Source organism: Bradyrhizobium guangdongense (assembly GCF_004114975.1).
GTDB lineage: Bacteria > Pseudomonadota > Alphaproteobacteria > Rhizobiales > Xanthobacteraceae > Bradyrhizobium > Bradyrhizobium guangdongense.
Window position 1 is genome coordinate 929,482 of record NZ_CP030051.1, and the last position, 13,628, is coordinate 943,109.

Consider the following 13,628-nt stretch of genomic DNA (forward strand, 5'->3'; position numbering starts at 1 on the left):
TTCCAAGGACGAATACCCATGGCTGATTTTCTCGGCATGATGAAGCAGGCGGCGCAGCTGCAATCCAAGATGCAGGAGATGCAGGAATCTCTCGCCAATGTGGAGGTCGAAGGCATCTCGGGCGGCGGCCTGGTCTCCGTGCGCATGACCGCGAAGATGGACGTCAAGGGCATCAAGATCGATCCCTCGCTGATGAAGGCCGAAGAGCGCGAGGTTCTGGAAGATCTGCTCGTCACGGCGCTCGGTGATGCCCGCCGCAAGGCCGAGACCGCGATGCAGGAGAAGATGCAGTCGCTCACCGGCGGGCTCGGCCTGCCGCCGGGGCTGTTCGGCCAGTAACATGGGCGCGGTTGCAGGTCCTGAGATCGAGCGGCTGGTTCAGCTTCTCGCACGGCTGCCGGGCCTGGGTCCGCGCTCCGCGCGGCGCGCGGCGCTGCATCTGATCAAGAAGCGCGAAGCGCTGATGATGCCGCTGTCCTCCGCCTTGCAGGTCGCGCTCGACAAGGTCCAGGTCTGCAAGACCTGCGGCAACATCGACACGCAAAATCCCTGCACGGTCTGCACGGATCCGAAGCGCGACCCGGCGATCATCGTCGTCGTCGCCGACGTTGCCGATCTCTGGGCGCTGGAGCGAGCCAATGCGACGCAAGGGCGCTACCACGTGCTGGGAGCGACGCTGTCGCCGCTCGACGGCGTCGGTCCGCAGGACCTGACCATCGACGCGCTGGTCGCGCGTGCGCATGCAGCCGAGGTGCACGAGATCATCCTGGCGCTGAATGCGACCGTCGACGGCCAAACCACCGCGCATTACATCACCGACCTTCTTCAGGACGCCAACGTCAAAATAACCCGGCTCGCGCACGGTGTACCTGTCGGTGGCGAGCTTGATTATCTCGATGAGGGCACCCTATCGGCAGCGATGCGGCAGCGGACCCTGTTCTAGAGCGTTTTCGAGCGAAGTGGATCCCGGTTCGCGTGAAGAAAACGCGTCAAAACGAGAATCTCCATCCAGACTTACGGAACGGACGACATGACGAAACTTTTCGCCACACGCTTTGCTTTGGTCGCGACGATGCTGCTGCTGGTGACCCCGGCGATCGCCGCGCAGCAGGAGGACGAGGCGCCGCCGCCCCCGAAGCCCGGCAAGCCGATCAGCGCCGGCGAGGTGCTCTCGGGCGAGCTGAACGCCATGAAGATTCGCGACGTCAAGAACGCCGGCAAGCGGATAGCGATGTACCAGATCACCTCCGAGCCGCGCCGCCTGCCGGCGCCGAACGGGCTGTGCGATCTCGAGACCGGGCCCGAGACGTTCCAGCTCGTCACCTCCAGCGACGCGCAGGCCTCGCAGCTGAAATCGTTCGTGGGCAAGGAGATCTCGGTCAAGGTGGACGAGATCACCTGCGCCAGCGATCCCGGCCAGATGAGCGAGGCCGTGGTGACGAAGTGGAGCTTGGTGAAGAAGTAGTAGGGAGCGAACCGCTCTCTCCCTGTCATTGCGAGGAGCCCTTGCGACGAAGCAATCCAGAGTCTTTCCGCGGATGCATTTCTGGATTGCTTCGCTTCGCTCGCAATGACAAGGGAGAGCGCCGCGTCACACCCTCACTGGCCCCAGCGCCTCGAAGTGCCCGCGCTTCTGCAGCCAGGCCAGCAGCACCAGGCTCGGGATCGCCACCAGCACGCAGATCACGAAGAACAATGGCCAGCCGGTTGCGCTGGCGACGAAGCCGGCGCCCGACGAGAGATAGGTCCGTCCCACCGCCGCAAGTGCGGTGAGCAGCGCATATTGCGTCGCGGTGTGCAGCGGGTTCTGACACAGGGCGGAGAGATAGGCGACGAAGATCACGGTGCCGACTGCGCTGGTGAAGTTCTCGGCGCAGATCGCGAGCGCCAGCGCCCATTGATTGGTGCCGACCACCGCGAGCCAGGAGAAGGTGAGGTTGGCCAGCGCCTGCACCACGCCGCCCAGCCAGAGCGAGGTCGCCAGCGAATAGCGCCGCGCGACGAAGCCGCCGGCAAAACCACCGATCAGGGTGGCGGCGAGACCGACGCCCTTCACGATCGCCGCGTAATCGTTGCGGGTGAAGCCGAGGTCGATCACGAATGGCGCCGTCATGGTGCCGGAGAACGCGTCGGTGAACTTGAACAGCACCACGAAAGCGAGCGCGGCGAGCGCATCCTTGCGCGACAGGAATTCCGAGAAGGCGCCGATTGCCGCGTGCAGCACGCGCGTGAACGCGGTCTCGTCGTGCGTCGCCGCTTCCGCCTGCACGGATTGCTCAGGCTCGGTCGCGACCAGCGCCGTGACCGTTCCGATCAGCACCATCGCCGCCATCACCACATAGCCCCACATCCAGGCTGACGGACGTGGAATGCCGCTGCTCTCGAAGCCCGAGACGATGAACAGCGCACCCGCAGTCGAGACCAGCATGCCGATGCGATACGCCGCGACGTAAGACGCCATGCCGGCCGCCTGCTCGCTCTCCGGCAGGCTCTCGACGCGGAAGGCATCGACCACGATGTCCTGGGTCGACGACGTCGTCGCCACCAGCAGCGCGCCGAGTGCAACGTAGAATGGCGAACTGGCGGGATTGGTCATCGCCAGCAGCAGGATCGCGACGATCAGCAGTATCTGCGAGAACAGCAGCCAGCCGCGCCGCCGCCCGAAGGCGCGGGTGAACAGCGGCACATGCAGCGCATCCACCAGCGGCGCCCACAGGAATTTCAGCGTGTAGGGCGTGCCGACCAGCGCGAACAGCCCGATGGTCTTGAGATCGACACCGGCCTCGCGCATCCACACCAAGAGCGTCGATCCCGACAGCGCCAGCGGCAGCCCCGAGGAGAATCCGAGGAACAGCACGATCAGCACTCGCGGTTGCAGATAAACGGCCAGGCTGTCGCGCCAGGACGTTGCGGGGGCATCGGTGCCGGCGGGCGAAGTCGCGTCGGGTGCAGTCATAGGAAGGTGTTAGCAGATTCTGGGGGCGCTGCCTCATCTCCCTCTCCCCGTTCTTACGGGGAGAGGGTTGGGGTGAGGGGCATCTCTCCACACGGGAGGCGACGACGGACCTGTACCCCTCACCCGGATCGCAAGAGCGATCCGACCTCTCCCCGCAAGCGGGGAGAGGTGAGCGGCTCACTCCCCCGCCTGGAGCTTCCTTGGAAACAGCTCGCCCGCTCCCGCCACCAGCCGCGGGCCCTCCGCCGGTGTGTCGGTCTTGCTGAAATCCAGCTCCTCGATCCGCCCCGCGCGCTTCTCGATCTTGTCGGCCGAGATCAGGATCTGTCGGACATCCTCGTTCGCGTCGGCGAAATGCTTCTGCAATTTCAGCACGCGGTCGCGCAGGCGGCCCAGATCATCGCCGAGCTTGATCACCTCGGTCTGGATCAGGTCGGCGGCGTCGCGCATGCGTGCATCCTTCATGATCTGCTGCATCACCTGGATCGCGAGCATCAGCAGCGAAGGCGAAACCAGCACCACGCGGGCGCGATAGGCTTTCTGGATTACGTCGTCGAAACCGTCATGGATCTCGGCGTAGACCGATTCCGACGGCACGAACATGAGCGCCATCTCCTGGGTTTCACCGGTGACGAGGTATTTTTCGGCGATGTCGCTGACATGCTTCATCACGTCGCCGCGCAGCCGTTGCGTGGCAAGGCGCTTCTCCTCGTCGGTGCGGGCGTCGTGCAGCGCGGTCATCGCTTCCAGCGGGAATTTCGCGTCGATGCAGAGCGGGCGCTGGTCGGGCAGGAATACGACGCAGTCCGGCCGCTTTCCGGTCGAAAGCGTGAACTGGAATTCGTAGGACCCTTTGGGAAGACCGTCCTGGACGATCGCCTCCATCCGGGCCTGGCCGAAGGCGCCGCGCGACTGCTTGTTGGCGAGCACGTCGCGCAAGGTCGTCACCTGCGTAGTGAGGTCGGTGAGGTTCTTGTGTGCGCTGTCGATAATTCCGAGCCGCTCATGCAGCGCGCGCAGGCTCTCCATGGTGTTGCGGGTCGAATGTTCCATGGACTGGCCGACCCGATGGGTCACCGAATCCAGCCGCTCGTTGACCGCCCGCGCCATCTCCGCCTGCCGGCCGGCCAGGGCCTGGGTCATGGCATCGACCCTGCCCGAGGCTTCGCTCTGGGCGTGCAGGACCTGGGCGAGCCGCTCCTCCAGCTCGTCGGCCCGGATCGCACTCGCCATCGCGAGTTCCGCGCCGCGGCGCCCGGATCGCGCGATCACGACGGCAATCACCACCAACAGGATGAGGACGAGCGCGCCGAAGCCGATCAGCGCATCGATCGTGCGCACCGGCCAGTCGCCCAGCATGAAAATGATATCGTTCATGGCTGCCCTTCTAGCCGATTCGGCGGCCAAGGGCGAACGAAGAGGGAACGGGCTCGGTTAACGGTCCCCTCGTTTTTATGGTTAACGAAAGCTGAAGTTTTATGGTTAGCGGAGCGTTAACGTGTTCCCGGCCGCATTGACCGCTTGTCGCGCGCGGCTTAAATCGCCCGCCATGGCCCTCAGAGAAATCATCATCCTGCCCGACAAGCAGCTGCGTCTGGTCTCCAAGCCGATCGAGAAGGTCACCTCGGAGATCCGCAAGCTTGCCGACGACATGTTCGAGACCATGTACGACGCGCCCGGCATTGGCCTGGCGGCGATCCAGATCGCGCAGCCGCTGCGGCTGATCACCATGGACCTCGCCAAGCCCAACCAGGACGGTGAGACCAAGCCGGAGCCGCGCGTCTTCATCAATCCGGAGATCCTCGCCTCGTCCGAGGAGCTCTCCACCTACGAGGAAGGCTGCCTGTCGATCCCTGAATATTACGAGGAGGTCGAGCGGCCGGCGAAGGTGCGCGTGCGCTTCACCGACCTCGACGGCAAGGTGCACGAGGAGGACGCCGAAGGCCTTTACGCCACCTGCATCCAGCACGAGATCGACCATCTCAACGGCGTGTTGTTCGTCGACTATCTGTCAAAGCTCAAGCGCGACCGCGTGATCAAGAAGTTCGAGAAAGCCGCCAAGCGCGCTGAGTGAGTCAATTGTAACCGACTGGTGTTGTCCCACGCTCCCCTGCGCTCCCTCCCCCTTGTGGGGGAGGGTGGGGGAGAGGGGTAGACCAGCAAATGGTGCTCTCGATTCTCGGAGTGCCAACAACAAAGCGCCCGCGCTCACGGCGAGAGAGCGCGTCGTGTGGCACCCCTCTCCCCCACCCTCCCCCACAAGGGGGAGGGAACGCAGCGAGTTCTGTTGATGCCCCTCCGCCTGATCTTCATGGGCACGCCCGATTTCTCGGTGCCGACGCTGCTCGAACTGGTCGCGCACGGCCACGAGATCGTGGCCGTGTACACCCGTGCACCGAAGCCGGGCGGCCGGCGCGGGCTGCAGATGCAGCCGACCCCGGTCGAGGAGGCCGCGCGAAAGCTCGGCGTGCCTGTGCTGACGCCGAAGACGCTGAAGACGGAGGAAGCGCTGGAAGAGTTTCGTGGGTTCGACGCCGATGCGGCCGTCGTCGTCGCCTACGGCATGATCCTGCCGCAGGCGATCCTCGATGCGCCCAAACTCGGCTGCTACAATCTGCATGCCTCGCTCTTGCCGCGCTGGCGCGGCGCCGCGCCGATCAACCGCGCCATCATGGCGGGCGATGCCGAGAGCGGCGTCATGGTGATGAAGATGGATATCGGCCTCGATACCGGCGACGTCGCCATGGCCGAGCGCCTTGCCATCTCGGACAACATGACCGCGCTCGATCTGCATGATCGCCTCTCCCGCCTCGGCGCCGATCTGATGGTGCGCGCGATGGCCGCGCTCGACCGCGGCGGGCTCCAGCTGAAGAAGCAGAGCGAGGACGGCGTCACCTATGCGGCCAAGATCGACAAGGCCGAAGCGCGGATCGACTGGAGCAAGCCCGCGCACGCGGTGCTGCGCCACATCCACGGCTTGTCGCCGTTCCCCGGCGCCTGGGCCGAGCTTGAGAACGCTCGGGTAAAAATCCTGCGCTGCGAGTTGGCCAAAGGCTCGGGCGATCCGGGCACGGTGCTGGACGATCAGCTCACGATCGCCTGCGGGGAGGGCGCCATCCGCGTTCTCGAGCTGCAGCGCGAAGGCAAGGCGCGGATGCAGGCCACCGACTTCCTGCGTGGCGTCCCTGTGAAGCCGCCGATGCGGCTTTCCTGATGCCGCGCTACAAGCTCACCATCGAATATGACGGCGCGCCGTTCTTCGGCTGGCAGGTGCAGGACACGCTGCCCTCGGTGCAGGGTGCACTGGAAGCGGCCGTGAAGGCGATGACCGGCGCCGATCTGCGGGTGCACGGCGCCGGTCGCACCGATGCCGGCGTGCATGCGCGCGGCCAGGTCGCGCACGTCGATGTCGAGAAGCAGTTTCCGCCGGGGCGCTTTCGTGATGGCTTGAACGCGCATCTGCGCCCGCATCCGATCGCGGTGCTCGAGGCGGAGATCGTGCCCGACAGCTTCGAAGCGCGTTTCTCGGCGGTGAAGCGGCACTATCGCTATCGCGTCGTCAACACCCGCGCCAATCTCGCGCTCGACGTCGGCCACGCCTGGCGCGTGCCGCGCAAGCTCGATGCCGATGCGATGCATGCAGCAGCGCAGCGCCTGCTCGGCAAGCACGACTTCACCACCTTCCGCGACACCGAGTGCCAGGCCAAATCTCCGGAGAAGACGCTCGACCAGCTCGACGTGATGCGCGACGGCCGCGAGATCATCATCGTCACGTCGGCGCGCTCGTTCCTGCACAGCCAGGTGCGCTCGATGGTGGGCTCGCTGGTCTGGGTCGGCGAAGGCCGCTGGACCGCAGACGACCTCTCCGCAGCACTCGCCGCGCGTAACCGCTCAGCCTGCGGCATCGTCGCTCCGCCAGAGGGGCTGTATTTGATGAAGGTGGATTACTAGAGAGGCGCAAGCTGGCGCAGCCTTCTCGGTGTCATGCCCCGCGAAGGCGGGGCATCCAGTACCCCGCGCCCTCTCGGTTCTATCACTGCCGTCTCGGAGTACTGGATCGCCTGGTCAAGCCGGGCGATGACGGTGGTGGTCGATGCGGCAGCAGCGCCTCACCCAAAATACCGCGTCAGAATCCCGCGATAGACCTTGGTCAGCTTCTCCAGATCCGTCACCGGCACGCGCTCATCGACCTGGTGCATGGTCTGGCCGACCAGGCCGAACTCGATCACCGGGCAGTAGCTCGAGATGAAGCGGGCGTCCGAGGTGCCGCCGGAGGTCGACAGCTCCGGCTTGCGGCCTGTCACCTCCTCGATCGCCGACACCGCGAGATCGGTGAACGGGCCGGGCTTGGTGACGAACACGTTGGAGTTCGACGGCTCCCAGACGATGCGGGCCTTGATGCGGTTGCCGCAGGCTTTGGCGAGGCGGGTCTCGACCAGCTCGCGCAAGGACGCTTGTGTGTGGTTGTCGTTGTAACGGATGTTGAACCTGGCGCGGGCCTCGCCGGGGATGACGTTGAAGGCCTTGTTGCCGACGTCGACCGAGACGAATTCGAGATTGGAAGCCTGAAACTGCGCGCTGCCATGGTCGAGGGGCTCGTCCGAGATCGCCACGATGAGCCGCGAAATATCTGGCACCGGATTGGCCGCGCGGTGCGGATAGGCGACATGGCCCTGCACACCGTCGACGTAAAGCGTGCCCGATTGCGAGCCGCGCCGGCCGACCTTGATGGTGTCGCCGAGCGACTCGACATTGGAGGGCTCGCCCAGCACGCAATGATCGAATTTTTCGCCGCGCTCGGCGGCCCATTTCAAGAGCTTGATGGTGCCGTTGATGGAGACGTCTTCCTCGTCGCCGGTGATCAGGAACGAGATCGAGCCTTTACCATCCGCGCGCGGTTTGCCGCCGTTCGCCGCAAGATGCTCCAACACCGCGGCGACGGAGCAGGCAATGCCGCCCTTCATGTCCACAGCGCCGCGGCCGTGCAGGAAGCCGTCCTTCACCTCGCCGGAGAACGCGCCGACGCTCCAGGCGCTCTCGTCGCCCGGCGGCACCACGTCGGTATGGCCGGCGAAGGTGATGTGCGGTCCATCGGTGCCGATCCGCGCATAGAGATTGTCGACGTCGGCGGTGCCTTCCTCGCTGAAGGTCACGCGGTGACAGGTGAAGCCGGCTGCGATCAAGGCTTTTTCAAGCACGCCGAGCGCGCCGGCGTCTTGAGGGGTTACCGAGGGGCAGCGGATGAGGTCGCGGGCAATGGAGAGAGCATCGGTCATGCTTCCGGCTTAACACGCCATTGCGGCGGCGGGCCAGCCTTCTGCGTGGACATTTCGAGCTCGCGTTGCTGATCCCAACCCGGCTTGCCCGCGGGCGAGACGTAGAGCGGATCGGCGCCGAAGCGGTTGGTCTTCCTCGAGCCGCGGAAGAACAGCAGTTCGATCCCGCCCCAGGTCGCGAGCACGAATGAGATCAGGGCCAGCGCGAAACCGATATAGCCGTTGCCGATCCGGTCCACGAACTGGTTGATCAGTCCGGGAAGGACGAAAAAGGGCAGCACCCACCAGGCGCTCTTGTCGCGGTCATGCAGCCGCTTGATGGACGTTGCGGCGAACACCCACGCAAACAGCGGCGTGCCGATCACCTTGGCCACGACCAACGGGAGGTCGGTGCGCGACAGCGTGCGATAGTTGTCGGGATCGACGGCCTTGAAGATGTCGTCGACCGCGAAACCGAACGAGCGGGCACCGAGCGCCGCCACGATGGCCGCCAGGAAGATCATCCAGCAGACGATGATGAGCCCGGCCAGCCAATATTTGGCCCGGTTGATGCGGCCCTCGAAGCGGAAGAGATACCAGGTCCAGTCCATGCGAAAGGCTCCGGGCGAGAGAAAGCACCCAGGAATTGGTCGCGATGGAGGCAGAGAGGGTTCGATGAAGAAGGCCGCGCGGGCTTGCTTTACCTCGCCCCGCTTGCGGGGAGAGGTCGGATTGCTTTGGCGCGCGACTGCGCGCCTGAGCAATCCGGGTGAGGGGGTACAGGTCTCGTGGCCATCTCATTCGTTGAGAGAGGCCCCTCACCCCAACCCTCTCCCCGTAAGAACGGGGAGAGGGGGTGGAGGGAGGCTCAGTCCCGCAGCAGCTCGTTGATGCTGGTCTTCGAGCGCGTGCGCTCGTCGACGCGCTTGACGATCACGGCGCAGGCGGTGCTCGGGCCGATCTGGCCGTTCTTCATCGGCTTGCCGGGCAGCGCGCCGGGCACGACAACCGAATATTCAGGCACTTCACCCATGAAGACTTCGCCGGTCTCGCGGTCGACGATCTTGGTCGAGGCGCCCAGGAACACACCCATCGCCAGCACCGCGCCCTTGCGTACGATCACGCCTTCGGCGACCTCCGAGCGCGCGCCGATGAAGCAATCGTCTTCGATGATCACGGGCTCGGCCTGCAGCGGCTCGAGCACGCCGCCGATGCCGGCGCCGCCGGAGATGTGCACGCGCTTGCCGATCTGCGCGCAGGAGCCGACGGTGGCCCAGGTGTCCACCATGGTGCTCTCATCGACGTAAGCACCGAGATTGACGAAGGACGGCATCAGCACGACGTTCTTGGCGATGAAGGCCGAGCGGCGCACCACCGCGCCCGGCACCGCGCGGAAACCGGCGTCGCGAAAACGGTTGGGCCCCCAGCCTTCGAACTTCGAGGGCACCTTGTCCCACCAGTTCGCCTGGCCCGGGCCGCCGGGAATGACGTCCATGTCATTGAGGCGGAAGGACAGCAGCACGGCCTTCTTCAGCCACTGATTGACCTTCCACTTGCCGTCGGTGCCGCGCTCGGCGACGCGCGCCTCGCCCCGGTCCAGAATCTCCAGCGACTGGTTCACGGCGTCGCACACCTCGCCCTTGGTCGAGGTCGAGATGGTCTCGCGCGCGTCGAAGGCGCTGTTGATGGTGGATTCCAGGGCGGACAGGGACATCGGAGGGCTTCCTCGAAACCGGAGTTGTCTTAGGGGAAATCGAGGGGGCTTTTTCGGGATTTGGGCCGAGAGAGTCAAGAACGCGACCCGCTATGTTCCGGGGACCTGTCGATGCACCCGGAACATGGCCGCTTCAGCGGGTCTTCAGAAGCCCAGGCCGCCGACAATGGCCTCGAAATTGCCGGCCAATTCCTCGCCGAGCGCCGTCAGCGCGGGCGAGCCGTATCGCGCGAAGGCCCGGGCGGGATCGAGCCAGCGCAGCTCGGTTCGTCCCTCAGGGAAGCCGATAACCGCGAACTTCAGAGGCGCCTCAAGCAGCGCTGCCGAATCGGCTGCCAGCAGGCGAGACATCAGGCGCGGGTGGAAGAAGAGGATTTGCCGTACCGGGCCGATATCATAGCCGCCGCGATGCAGCAGCATCTGCGGATCGATCTCGTGCAGCACCCAGAGGTCGGCTGCAATGATCTTTTCCTTGAGGCGTGCCACGACCTCCTCGACCGGCAGCGTGCCGACGCGCACGTGCTGGAACGAAGCGGCCATGCCGCCCGGCTCGGAAAAGCCGACAGCCTGAAGTCGAGGCTCCGTCATTGGACAGCCCCTTCGTTCTGCTTCGCTGTCCTGTTGGCCTCGAATGCGTCGAGCGTCCGGGCCGAATAAACCAGCGCAGCTCCGGCCCCGATCGCAATCGCGACGCCCAATGCTTCCGCCAGCTCCTCGCGGCTGGCGCCGTACTTCGCTGCGGCGTCGGCATGCACGGCGATACAGCCGTCGCAGCGCGCGGTTACGGCGGCTGCGAGTGCGATCAGCTCGCGAGTCTTGTTGTCGAGCTGACCGGTCTGTGCGCCGGCAGCGCTGAGGGCACGATAGCCCTTGACTGTGTCGGGGCTCAACTTGCCGATGTCACCGATACGCGCAAGCAGCTCGCCTTGATAGTGTTTCCAGTCCAACATCTCGGATCTCCTCGATCATAGTGGCGTCGGAGAACAGATAGTCGGCGATCGTGGTGACGCCCATCGGCTGCGGCCGTATGGCCACCATACGTCGGCAGGAGGTCATCAGCTGAGGTGAGGCATCCGTTCGGCCAGGAAGTCCACGACGCTGCGTACCCGCGGGATTGCGCGCGTATCGCGGTGAAATCCAAGCCACACGTCACGGCTGGGAATTGGTGTAGCTGTCGCGATGGCGCGCAGGGCCGGATACGCCCGGGCGAGACATTGCGGCAGGCATGCAAGGCCGGCGCCGTTCGCTGCGGCCGCCGCCTGGCCGTCGCGGCTGTTGCTGCGGAAGGCAATGTGGGCATTCGGAAAATGCTGGCGCAGCCATTTTGTCTCGGCGACCGTTTCGGCGAGTGCCGCATTCATGGCGATGAGGGCCACGTCGGCACCGCCTTGCTTGAAATCCGGGAAGCCGCGCGCCTCGAGATAGCCAGGGGAGGCATAGAGTCCGAACGGAAGACTGCCGATCTTCCGTTGCACCAATCCTTCCTGCTGAAAGCGAACGAAGCGCACCGCGATGTCGACCTCGCGCCGGGTCAGGCTCAGCGCTTCGGCATCCGTGACGAACTCGACACTCATTCCGGGATGCATGGTGCAGAATTCCGCGAGCAGCGGCGAGAGAACTCGCGCGCCGATCCACTCGGCCGATGTGAGGCGGACGGTGCCCGTGATTCCGGCGCTGCTGCCGGTCGCGATTCGCTGCGCGGCAAGCGCAGCCTCTTCCATCCTTGCTGCATGGTCGAGTATTTGCCGTCCGGTGTCGGTAAGCTCAAGGCCGGATGGCTTGCGTTGAAACAGCACCGCGCCGAGTTTCTTTTCGAACAGCTCAAGCCGGCGACTCATGGTTGGCTGCGTCGTGCCGAGTTTTCGTGCGGTGCCGGATAGGCTCTTCTCGCGGGCAAGGTTCAGGAAATAGCGCAGATCGTCCCACTCGATGTCGGACAGGCCCGTGGCAGGTAACTCTGGCGGCTTGCGGGACACCTTTGCTCCTCGCGTGGTTGCACTCAGTCGGTGAGCGATCGCAGGAATCCTGCCAGATTGTCCGTGACGTGATCGACATGGGCCGCATCGCGGCCCTCCAGTTCCCAGTCCTCACGCACCACGTCCTTGGTGCCGTCAGGCACCACCAGCACGGTGGTCATGCCGAGCTCGTGCGGAACGGTCAGGTTGCGGGCGAGGTCCTCGAACATCGCCGCGCGCGTCGGGTCGACCGCATGATCGGCGAGGAATTTCCGGTAGGTCTGCGCCGCCGGCTTGGGCTCGAATTCGGCGGCGATGATGTCGAACACGCCGTCGAAATGGCTGGCGAGACCAAGCCGCGCCAGCACCGCATCGACATGGTCGACCGAGCCGTTGGTCAGGATCAGCTTGCGTCCGGGCAGCTTTGCGATGGCTTCGCCGAGGGCCGGGTTCGGCTCCAGCGGCGAATGGTCGATCTTGTGGACGTAAGCGAGATAATCGTCGGCGCGAACGCCATGCAGGGTCATCATGCCGCGCATGGTGGTGCCGAAGCGCCGGTAATAATCCTTCTGGATGTTGCGCGCTTCTGCAGGGCCAACGTTCAGCCAATTGCACACGAACTCGCCGATTCTGGCGTCGACCTGCTGCCACAGATTGACGTGATGCGGATACAGCGTGTTGTCGAGATCGAACACCCAGGTGTCGACGTGAGCGAACGTGCGGGGGGATTTCATCGGAACGCTCTCAATCAGGGCAACGCAAAGCGCAGCGTCTTGCCGCCGCTGCTCATATCCACGGGCCCAAAACCGGTCGCGGCAAATCCGCGCGCGCCGCAATCGGCCTGCTCGGTGGTCTCGAACTTGGTGTCGCGGGTGCAGAGCTGCTTGTCGCCGCCCCAGTTCAGCGGTCTGTCCTTCAGCTTGATGGCGCGGTTGTCGGCATCGACGGCTTCCGCGAAGCTGAAGATCTGCTTGGGCTGGCCGGCAATGTCAGGGTGCAGGCATGTCTTGGGATCGATGCGGTACCAGCCCCGGCTGGTCACGGACTTGCCGTCGTCGGTCGCGATGGCCGCCATCACCTTGTGAGGCGTGTCGTTGCACCAGGTGAGACCGCTGGTGGACGGCGTCTGCGCCGCATCGACCATGGTCTTGAAGAAGTTCGGCGAGCCGACCACGTCCGAGGACAGCCCGCGGCTCTTCAGGAATGCGGCGAGTGCTCCTTGCGTCTTCGGTCCGTCGACGCCGTCGATCGCGCCGACGTCATAGCCGGCGATCACCAGCAGCCGCTGGATACCGGCAAGCCGCGCCTGCTCGTCGTCATATTCGGAGTCCTCGGCGAGATAGGCGACGAGATTGCCGTCGTCGGCCTGCGTCGGCGTCACTTGTGTGAACGGTGCCTGCGTCTGACCGCTACGGCACTGCCGCGCGGCCGCGATGACGAAATTGTCCTGGGCCACGCACAGCATGTCGCGGCCGTTCTGCGGAATCGGTGAGGCGCCATAGACGCCGAGCGCGCGGGCATTGAGCAGGATGCGGTCGGCGGTGAGCGTGCCCTGCACCACCACGCGACAGGTCGCAGGATCGATCCTGAACCAGCCCCGCGTCGCCGTCGCCGCCTTGTCGTCGATGCCGATCGCGGCCTCGACGACATAGGACATGCGGTTGCAGATCTTCAGATCGGCCAAGGCCGGCGCGGAGGAAAAGACGAACGAGACGGCGGCGGCCGGCAGCGTCATCAGCAGACGCGTG

16 protein-coding genes are annotated in these 13,628 nt (G+C 65.0%); 6 read left to right on the top strand and 10 right to left on the bottom strand.

Going from position 1 to position 13,628, the window contains the following annotated elements:
* Positions 1–18 precede the first annotated feature (18 nt).
* From X265_RS04415 to X265_RS04425, 3 genes are all read left to right on the top strand, one after another.
* Positions 19–339 carry a YbaB/EbfC family nucleoid-associated protein gene (locus X265_RS04415; protein WP_128963795.1) on the top strand — a complete coding sequence of 107 codons (321 nt, stop codon included), beginning with the start codon at positions 19–21 and terminating at the stop codon, positions 337–339.
* A gap of 1 nt (position 340) precedes the next feature.
* Positions 341–943 carry a recombination mediator RecR gene (gene recR, locus X265_RS04420; RefSeq protein ID WP_128963796.1) on the top strand — a complete coding sequence of 201 codons (603 nt, stop codon included), beginning with the start codon at positions 341–343 and terminating at the stop codon, positions 941–943.
* An 87-nt stretch (positions 944–1,030) separates the two neighbouring features.
* Entirely contained in the window at positions 1,031–1,465 is a 435-nt protein-coding gene (locus tag X265_RS04425; protein WP_128963797.1) for a hypothetical protein, read from the top strand.
* A gap of 126 nt (positions 1,466–1,591) precedes the next feature.
* Here the strand turns inward: X265_RS04425 and X265_RS04430 are convergent, their stop codons facing one another.
* A complete protein-coding gene (locus tag X265_RS04430) occupies positions 1,592–2,956 on the bottom strand; it encodes an AmpG family muropeptide MFS transporter (RefSeq protein ID WP_128963798.1) in 1,365 nt (454 codons plus the stop codon).
* A 177-nt stretch (positions 2,957–3,133) separates the two neighbouring features.
* Entirely contained in the window at positions 3,134–4,333 is a 1,200-nt protein-coding gene (locus X265_RS04435) for a DNA recombination protein RmuC (protein ID WP_128963799.1), read from the bottom strand.
* Positions 4,334–4,505: 172 nt separating this feature from the next.
* On the opposite strand from X265_RS04435, the gene def reads away from it, so the two are divergent.
* The 3 genes from def to truA all read left to right on the top strand — a co-directional run bounded on the left by def (position 4,506) and on the right by truA (position 6,907).
* On the top strand, positions 4,506–5,030 hold the full coding sequence (gene def, locus X265_RS04440; RefSeq protein ID WP_092292773.1) for a peptide deformylase: 525 nt from the start codon (positions 4,506–4,508) through the stop codon (positions 5,028–5,030).
* Positions 5,031–5,246: 216 nt separating this feature from the next.
* A complete protein-coding gene (fmt, locus tag X265_RS04445) occupies positions 5,247–6,170 on the top strand; it encodes a methionyl-tRNA formyltransferase (protein WP_128963800.1) in 924 nt (307 codons plus the stop codon).
* Positions 6,170–6,907 (top strand): tRNA pseudouridine(38-40) synthase TruA, encoded by a 738-nt coding sequence (gene truA / locus X265_RS04450; protein WP_128963801.1) that lies wholly within the window; start codon positions 6,170–6,172, stop codon positions 6,905–6,907. Before fmt ends, truA begins: the two co-directional genes overlap by 1 nt.
* A 158-nt stretch (positions 6,908–7,065) precedes the next feature.
* On the opposite strand, the gene dapE is transcribed toward truA, so the two are convergent.
* The 8 genes from dapE to X265_RS04490 form a co-directional block, all read right to left on the bottom strand.
* On the bottom strand, positions 7,066–8,232 hold the full coding sequence (dapE, locus tag X265_RS04455) for a succinyl-diaminopimelate desuccinylase (RefSeq protein WP_128963802.1): 1,167 nt from the start codon (positions 8,230–8,232) through the stop codon (positions 7,066–7,068).
* Positions 8,229–8,822 carry a DUF805 domain-containing protein gene (locus tag X265_RS04460; protein WP_128963803.1) on the bottom strand — a complete coding sequence of 198 codons (594 nt, stop codon included), beginning with the start codon at positions 8,820–8,822 and terminating at the stop codon, positions 8,229–8,231. Before X265_RS04460 ends, dapE begins: the two co-directional genes overlap by 4 nt.
* Positions 8,823–9,079: 257 nt before the next feature.
* Positions 9,080–9,925, bottom strand: a complete 846-nt coding sequence (gene dapD / locus X265_RS04465) for a 2,3,4,5-tetrahydropyridine-2,6-dicarboxylate N-succinyltransferase (protein ID WP_128963804.1) — start codon at positions 9,923–9,925, stop codon at positions 9,080–9,082.
* A gap of 144 nt (positions 9,926–10,069) precedes the next feature.
* Positions 10,070–10,513 (bottom strand): DUF302 domain-containing protein, encoded by a 444-nt coding sequence (locus tag X265_RS04470; RefSeq protein ID WP_128963805.1) that lies wholly within the window; start codon positions 10,511–10,513, stop codon positions 10,070–10,072.
* Positions 10,510–10,875, bottom strand: coding sequence for a carboxymuconolactone decarboxylase family protein (locus X265_RS04475; RefSeq protein WP_128963806.1), 366 nt, complete (start codon positions 10,873–10,875; stop codon positions 10,510–10,512). Before X265_RS04475 ends, X265_RS04470 begins: the two co-directional genes overlap by 4 nt.
* A gap of 105 nt (positions 10,876–10,980) precedes the next feature.
* Positions 10,981–11,901: a LysR family transcriptional regulator gene (locus X265_RS04480; protein ID WP_128963807.1), complete on the bottom strand. Its 921-nt coding sequence runs from the start codon at positions 11,899–11,901 to the stop codon at positions 10,981–10,983.
* 23 nt (positions 11,902–11,924) lie between these two features.
* Positions 11,925–12,614, bottom strand: a complete 690-nt coding sequence (locus X265_RS04485; protein WP_128963808.1) for a pyrimidine 5'-nucleotidase — start codon at positions 12,612–12,614, stop codon at positions 11,925–11,927.
* 14 nt (positions 12,615–12,628) lie between these two features.
* Complete coding sequence (locus tag X265_RS04490) at positions 12,629–13,615, bottom strand: DUF1036 domain-containing protein (protein ID WP_128969140.1); 987 nt, start codon at positions 13,613–13,615, stop codon at positions 12,629–12,631.
* Positions 13,616–13,628 lie beyond the last annotated feature (13 nt).

Bases quoted from the DNA above. Each gene is read 5' to 3' on its own strand.
- def (WP_092292773.1), top strand. From the start codon at position 4,506: ATGGCCCTCAGAGAAATCATCATCCTGCCCGACAAGCAGCTGCGTCTG.
- fmt (WP_128963800.1), top strand. From the start codon at position 5,247: ATGCCCCTCCGCCTGATCTTCATGGGCACGCCCGATTTCTCGGTGCCG.
- X265_RS04435 (WP_128963799.1), bottom strand. From the start codon at position 4,333: ATGAACGATATCATTTTCATGCTGGGCGACTGGCCGGTGCGCACGATC.
- X265_RS04475 (WP_128963806.1), bottom strand. From the start codon at position 10,875: ATGTTGGACTGGAAACACTATCAAGGCGAGCTGCTTGCGCGTATCGGT.
- X265_RS04415 (WP_128963795.1), top strand. From the start codon at position 19: ATGGCTGATTTTCTCGGCATGATGAAGCAGGCGGCGCAGCTGCAATCC.
- X265_RS04490 (WP_128969140.1), bottom strand. From the start codon at position 13,615: ATGACGCTGCCGGCCGCCGCCGTCTCGTTCGTCTTTTCCTCCGCGCCG.
- truA (WP_128963801.1), top strand. From the start codon at position 6,170: ATGCCGCGCTACAAGCTCACCATCGAATATGACGGCGCGCCGTTCTTC.
- dapD (WP_128963804.1), bottom strand. From the start codon at position 9,925: ATGTCCCTGTCCGCCCTGGAATCCACCATCAACAGCGCCTTCGACGCG.
- X265_RS04460 (WP_128963803.1), bottom strand. From the start codon at position 8,822: ATGGACTGGACCTGGTATCTCTTCCGCTTCGAGGGCCGCATCAACCGG.
- X265_RS04430 (WP_128963798.1), bottom strand. From the start codon at position 2,956: ATGACTGCACCCGACGCGACTTCGCCCGCCGGCACCGATGCCCCCGCA.
- X265_RS04470 (WP_128963805.1), bottom strand. From the start codon at position 10,513: ATGACGGAGCCTCGACTTCAGGCTGTCGGCTTTTCCGAGCCGGGCGGC.
- recR (WP_128963796.1), top strand. From the start codon at position 341: ATGGGCGCGGTTGCAGGTCCTGAGATCGAGCGGCTGGTTCAGCTTCTC.
- dapE (WP_128963802.1), bottom strand. From the start codon at position 8,232: ATGACCGATGCTCTCTCCATTGCCCGCGACCTCATCCGCTGCCCCTCG.
- X265_RS04425 (WP_128963797.1), top strand. From the start codon at position 1,031: ATGACGAAACTTTTCGCCACACGCTTTGCTTTGGTCGCGACGATGCTG.
- X265_RS04485 (WP_128963808.1), bottom strand. From the start codon at position 12,614: ATGAAATCCCCCCGCACGTTCGCTCACGTCGACACCTGGGTGTTCGAT.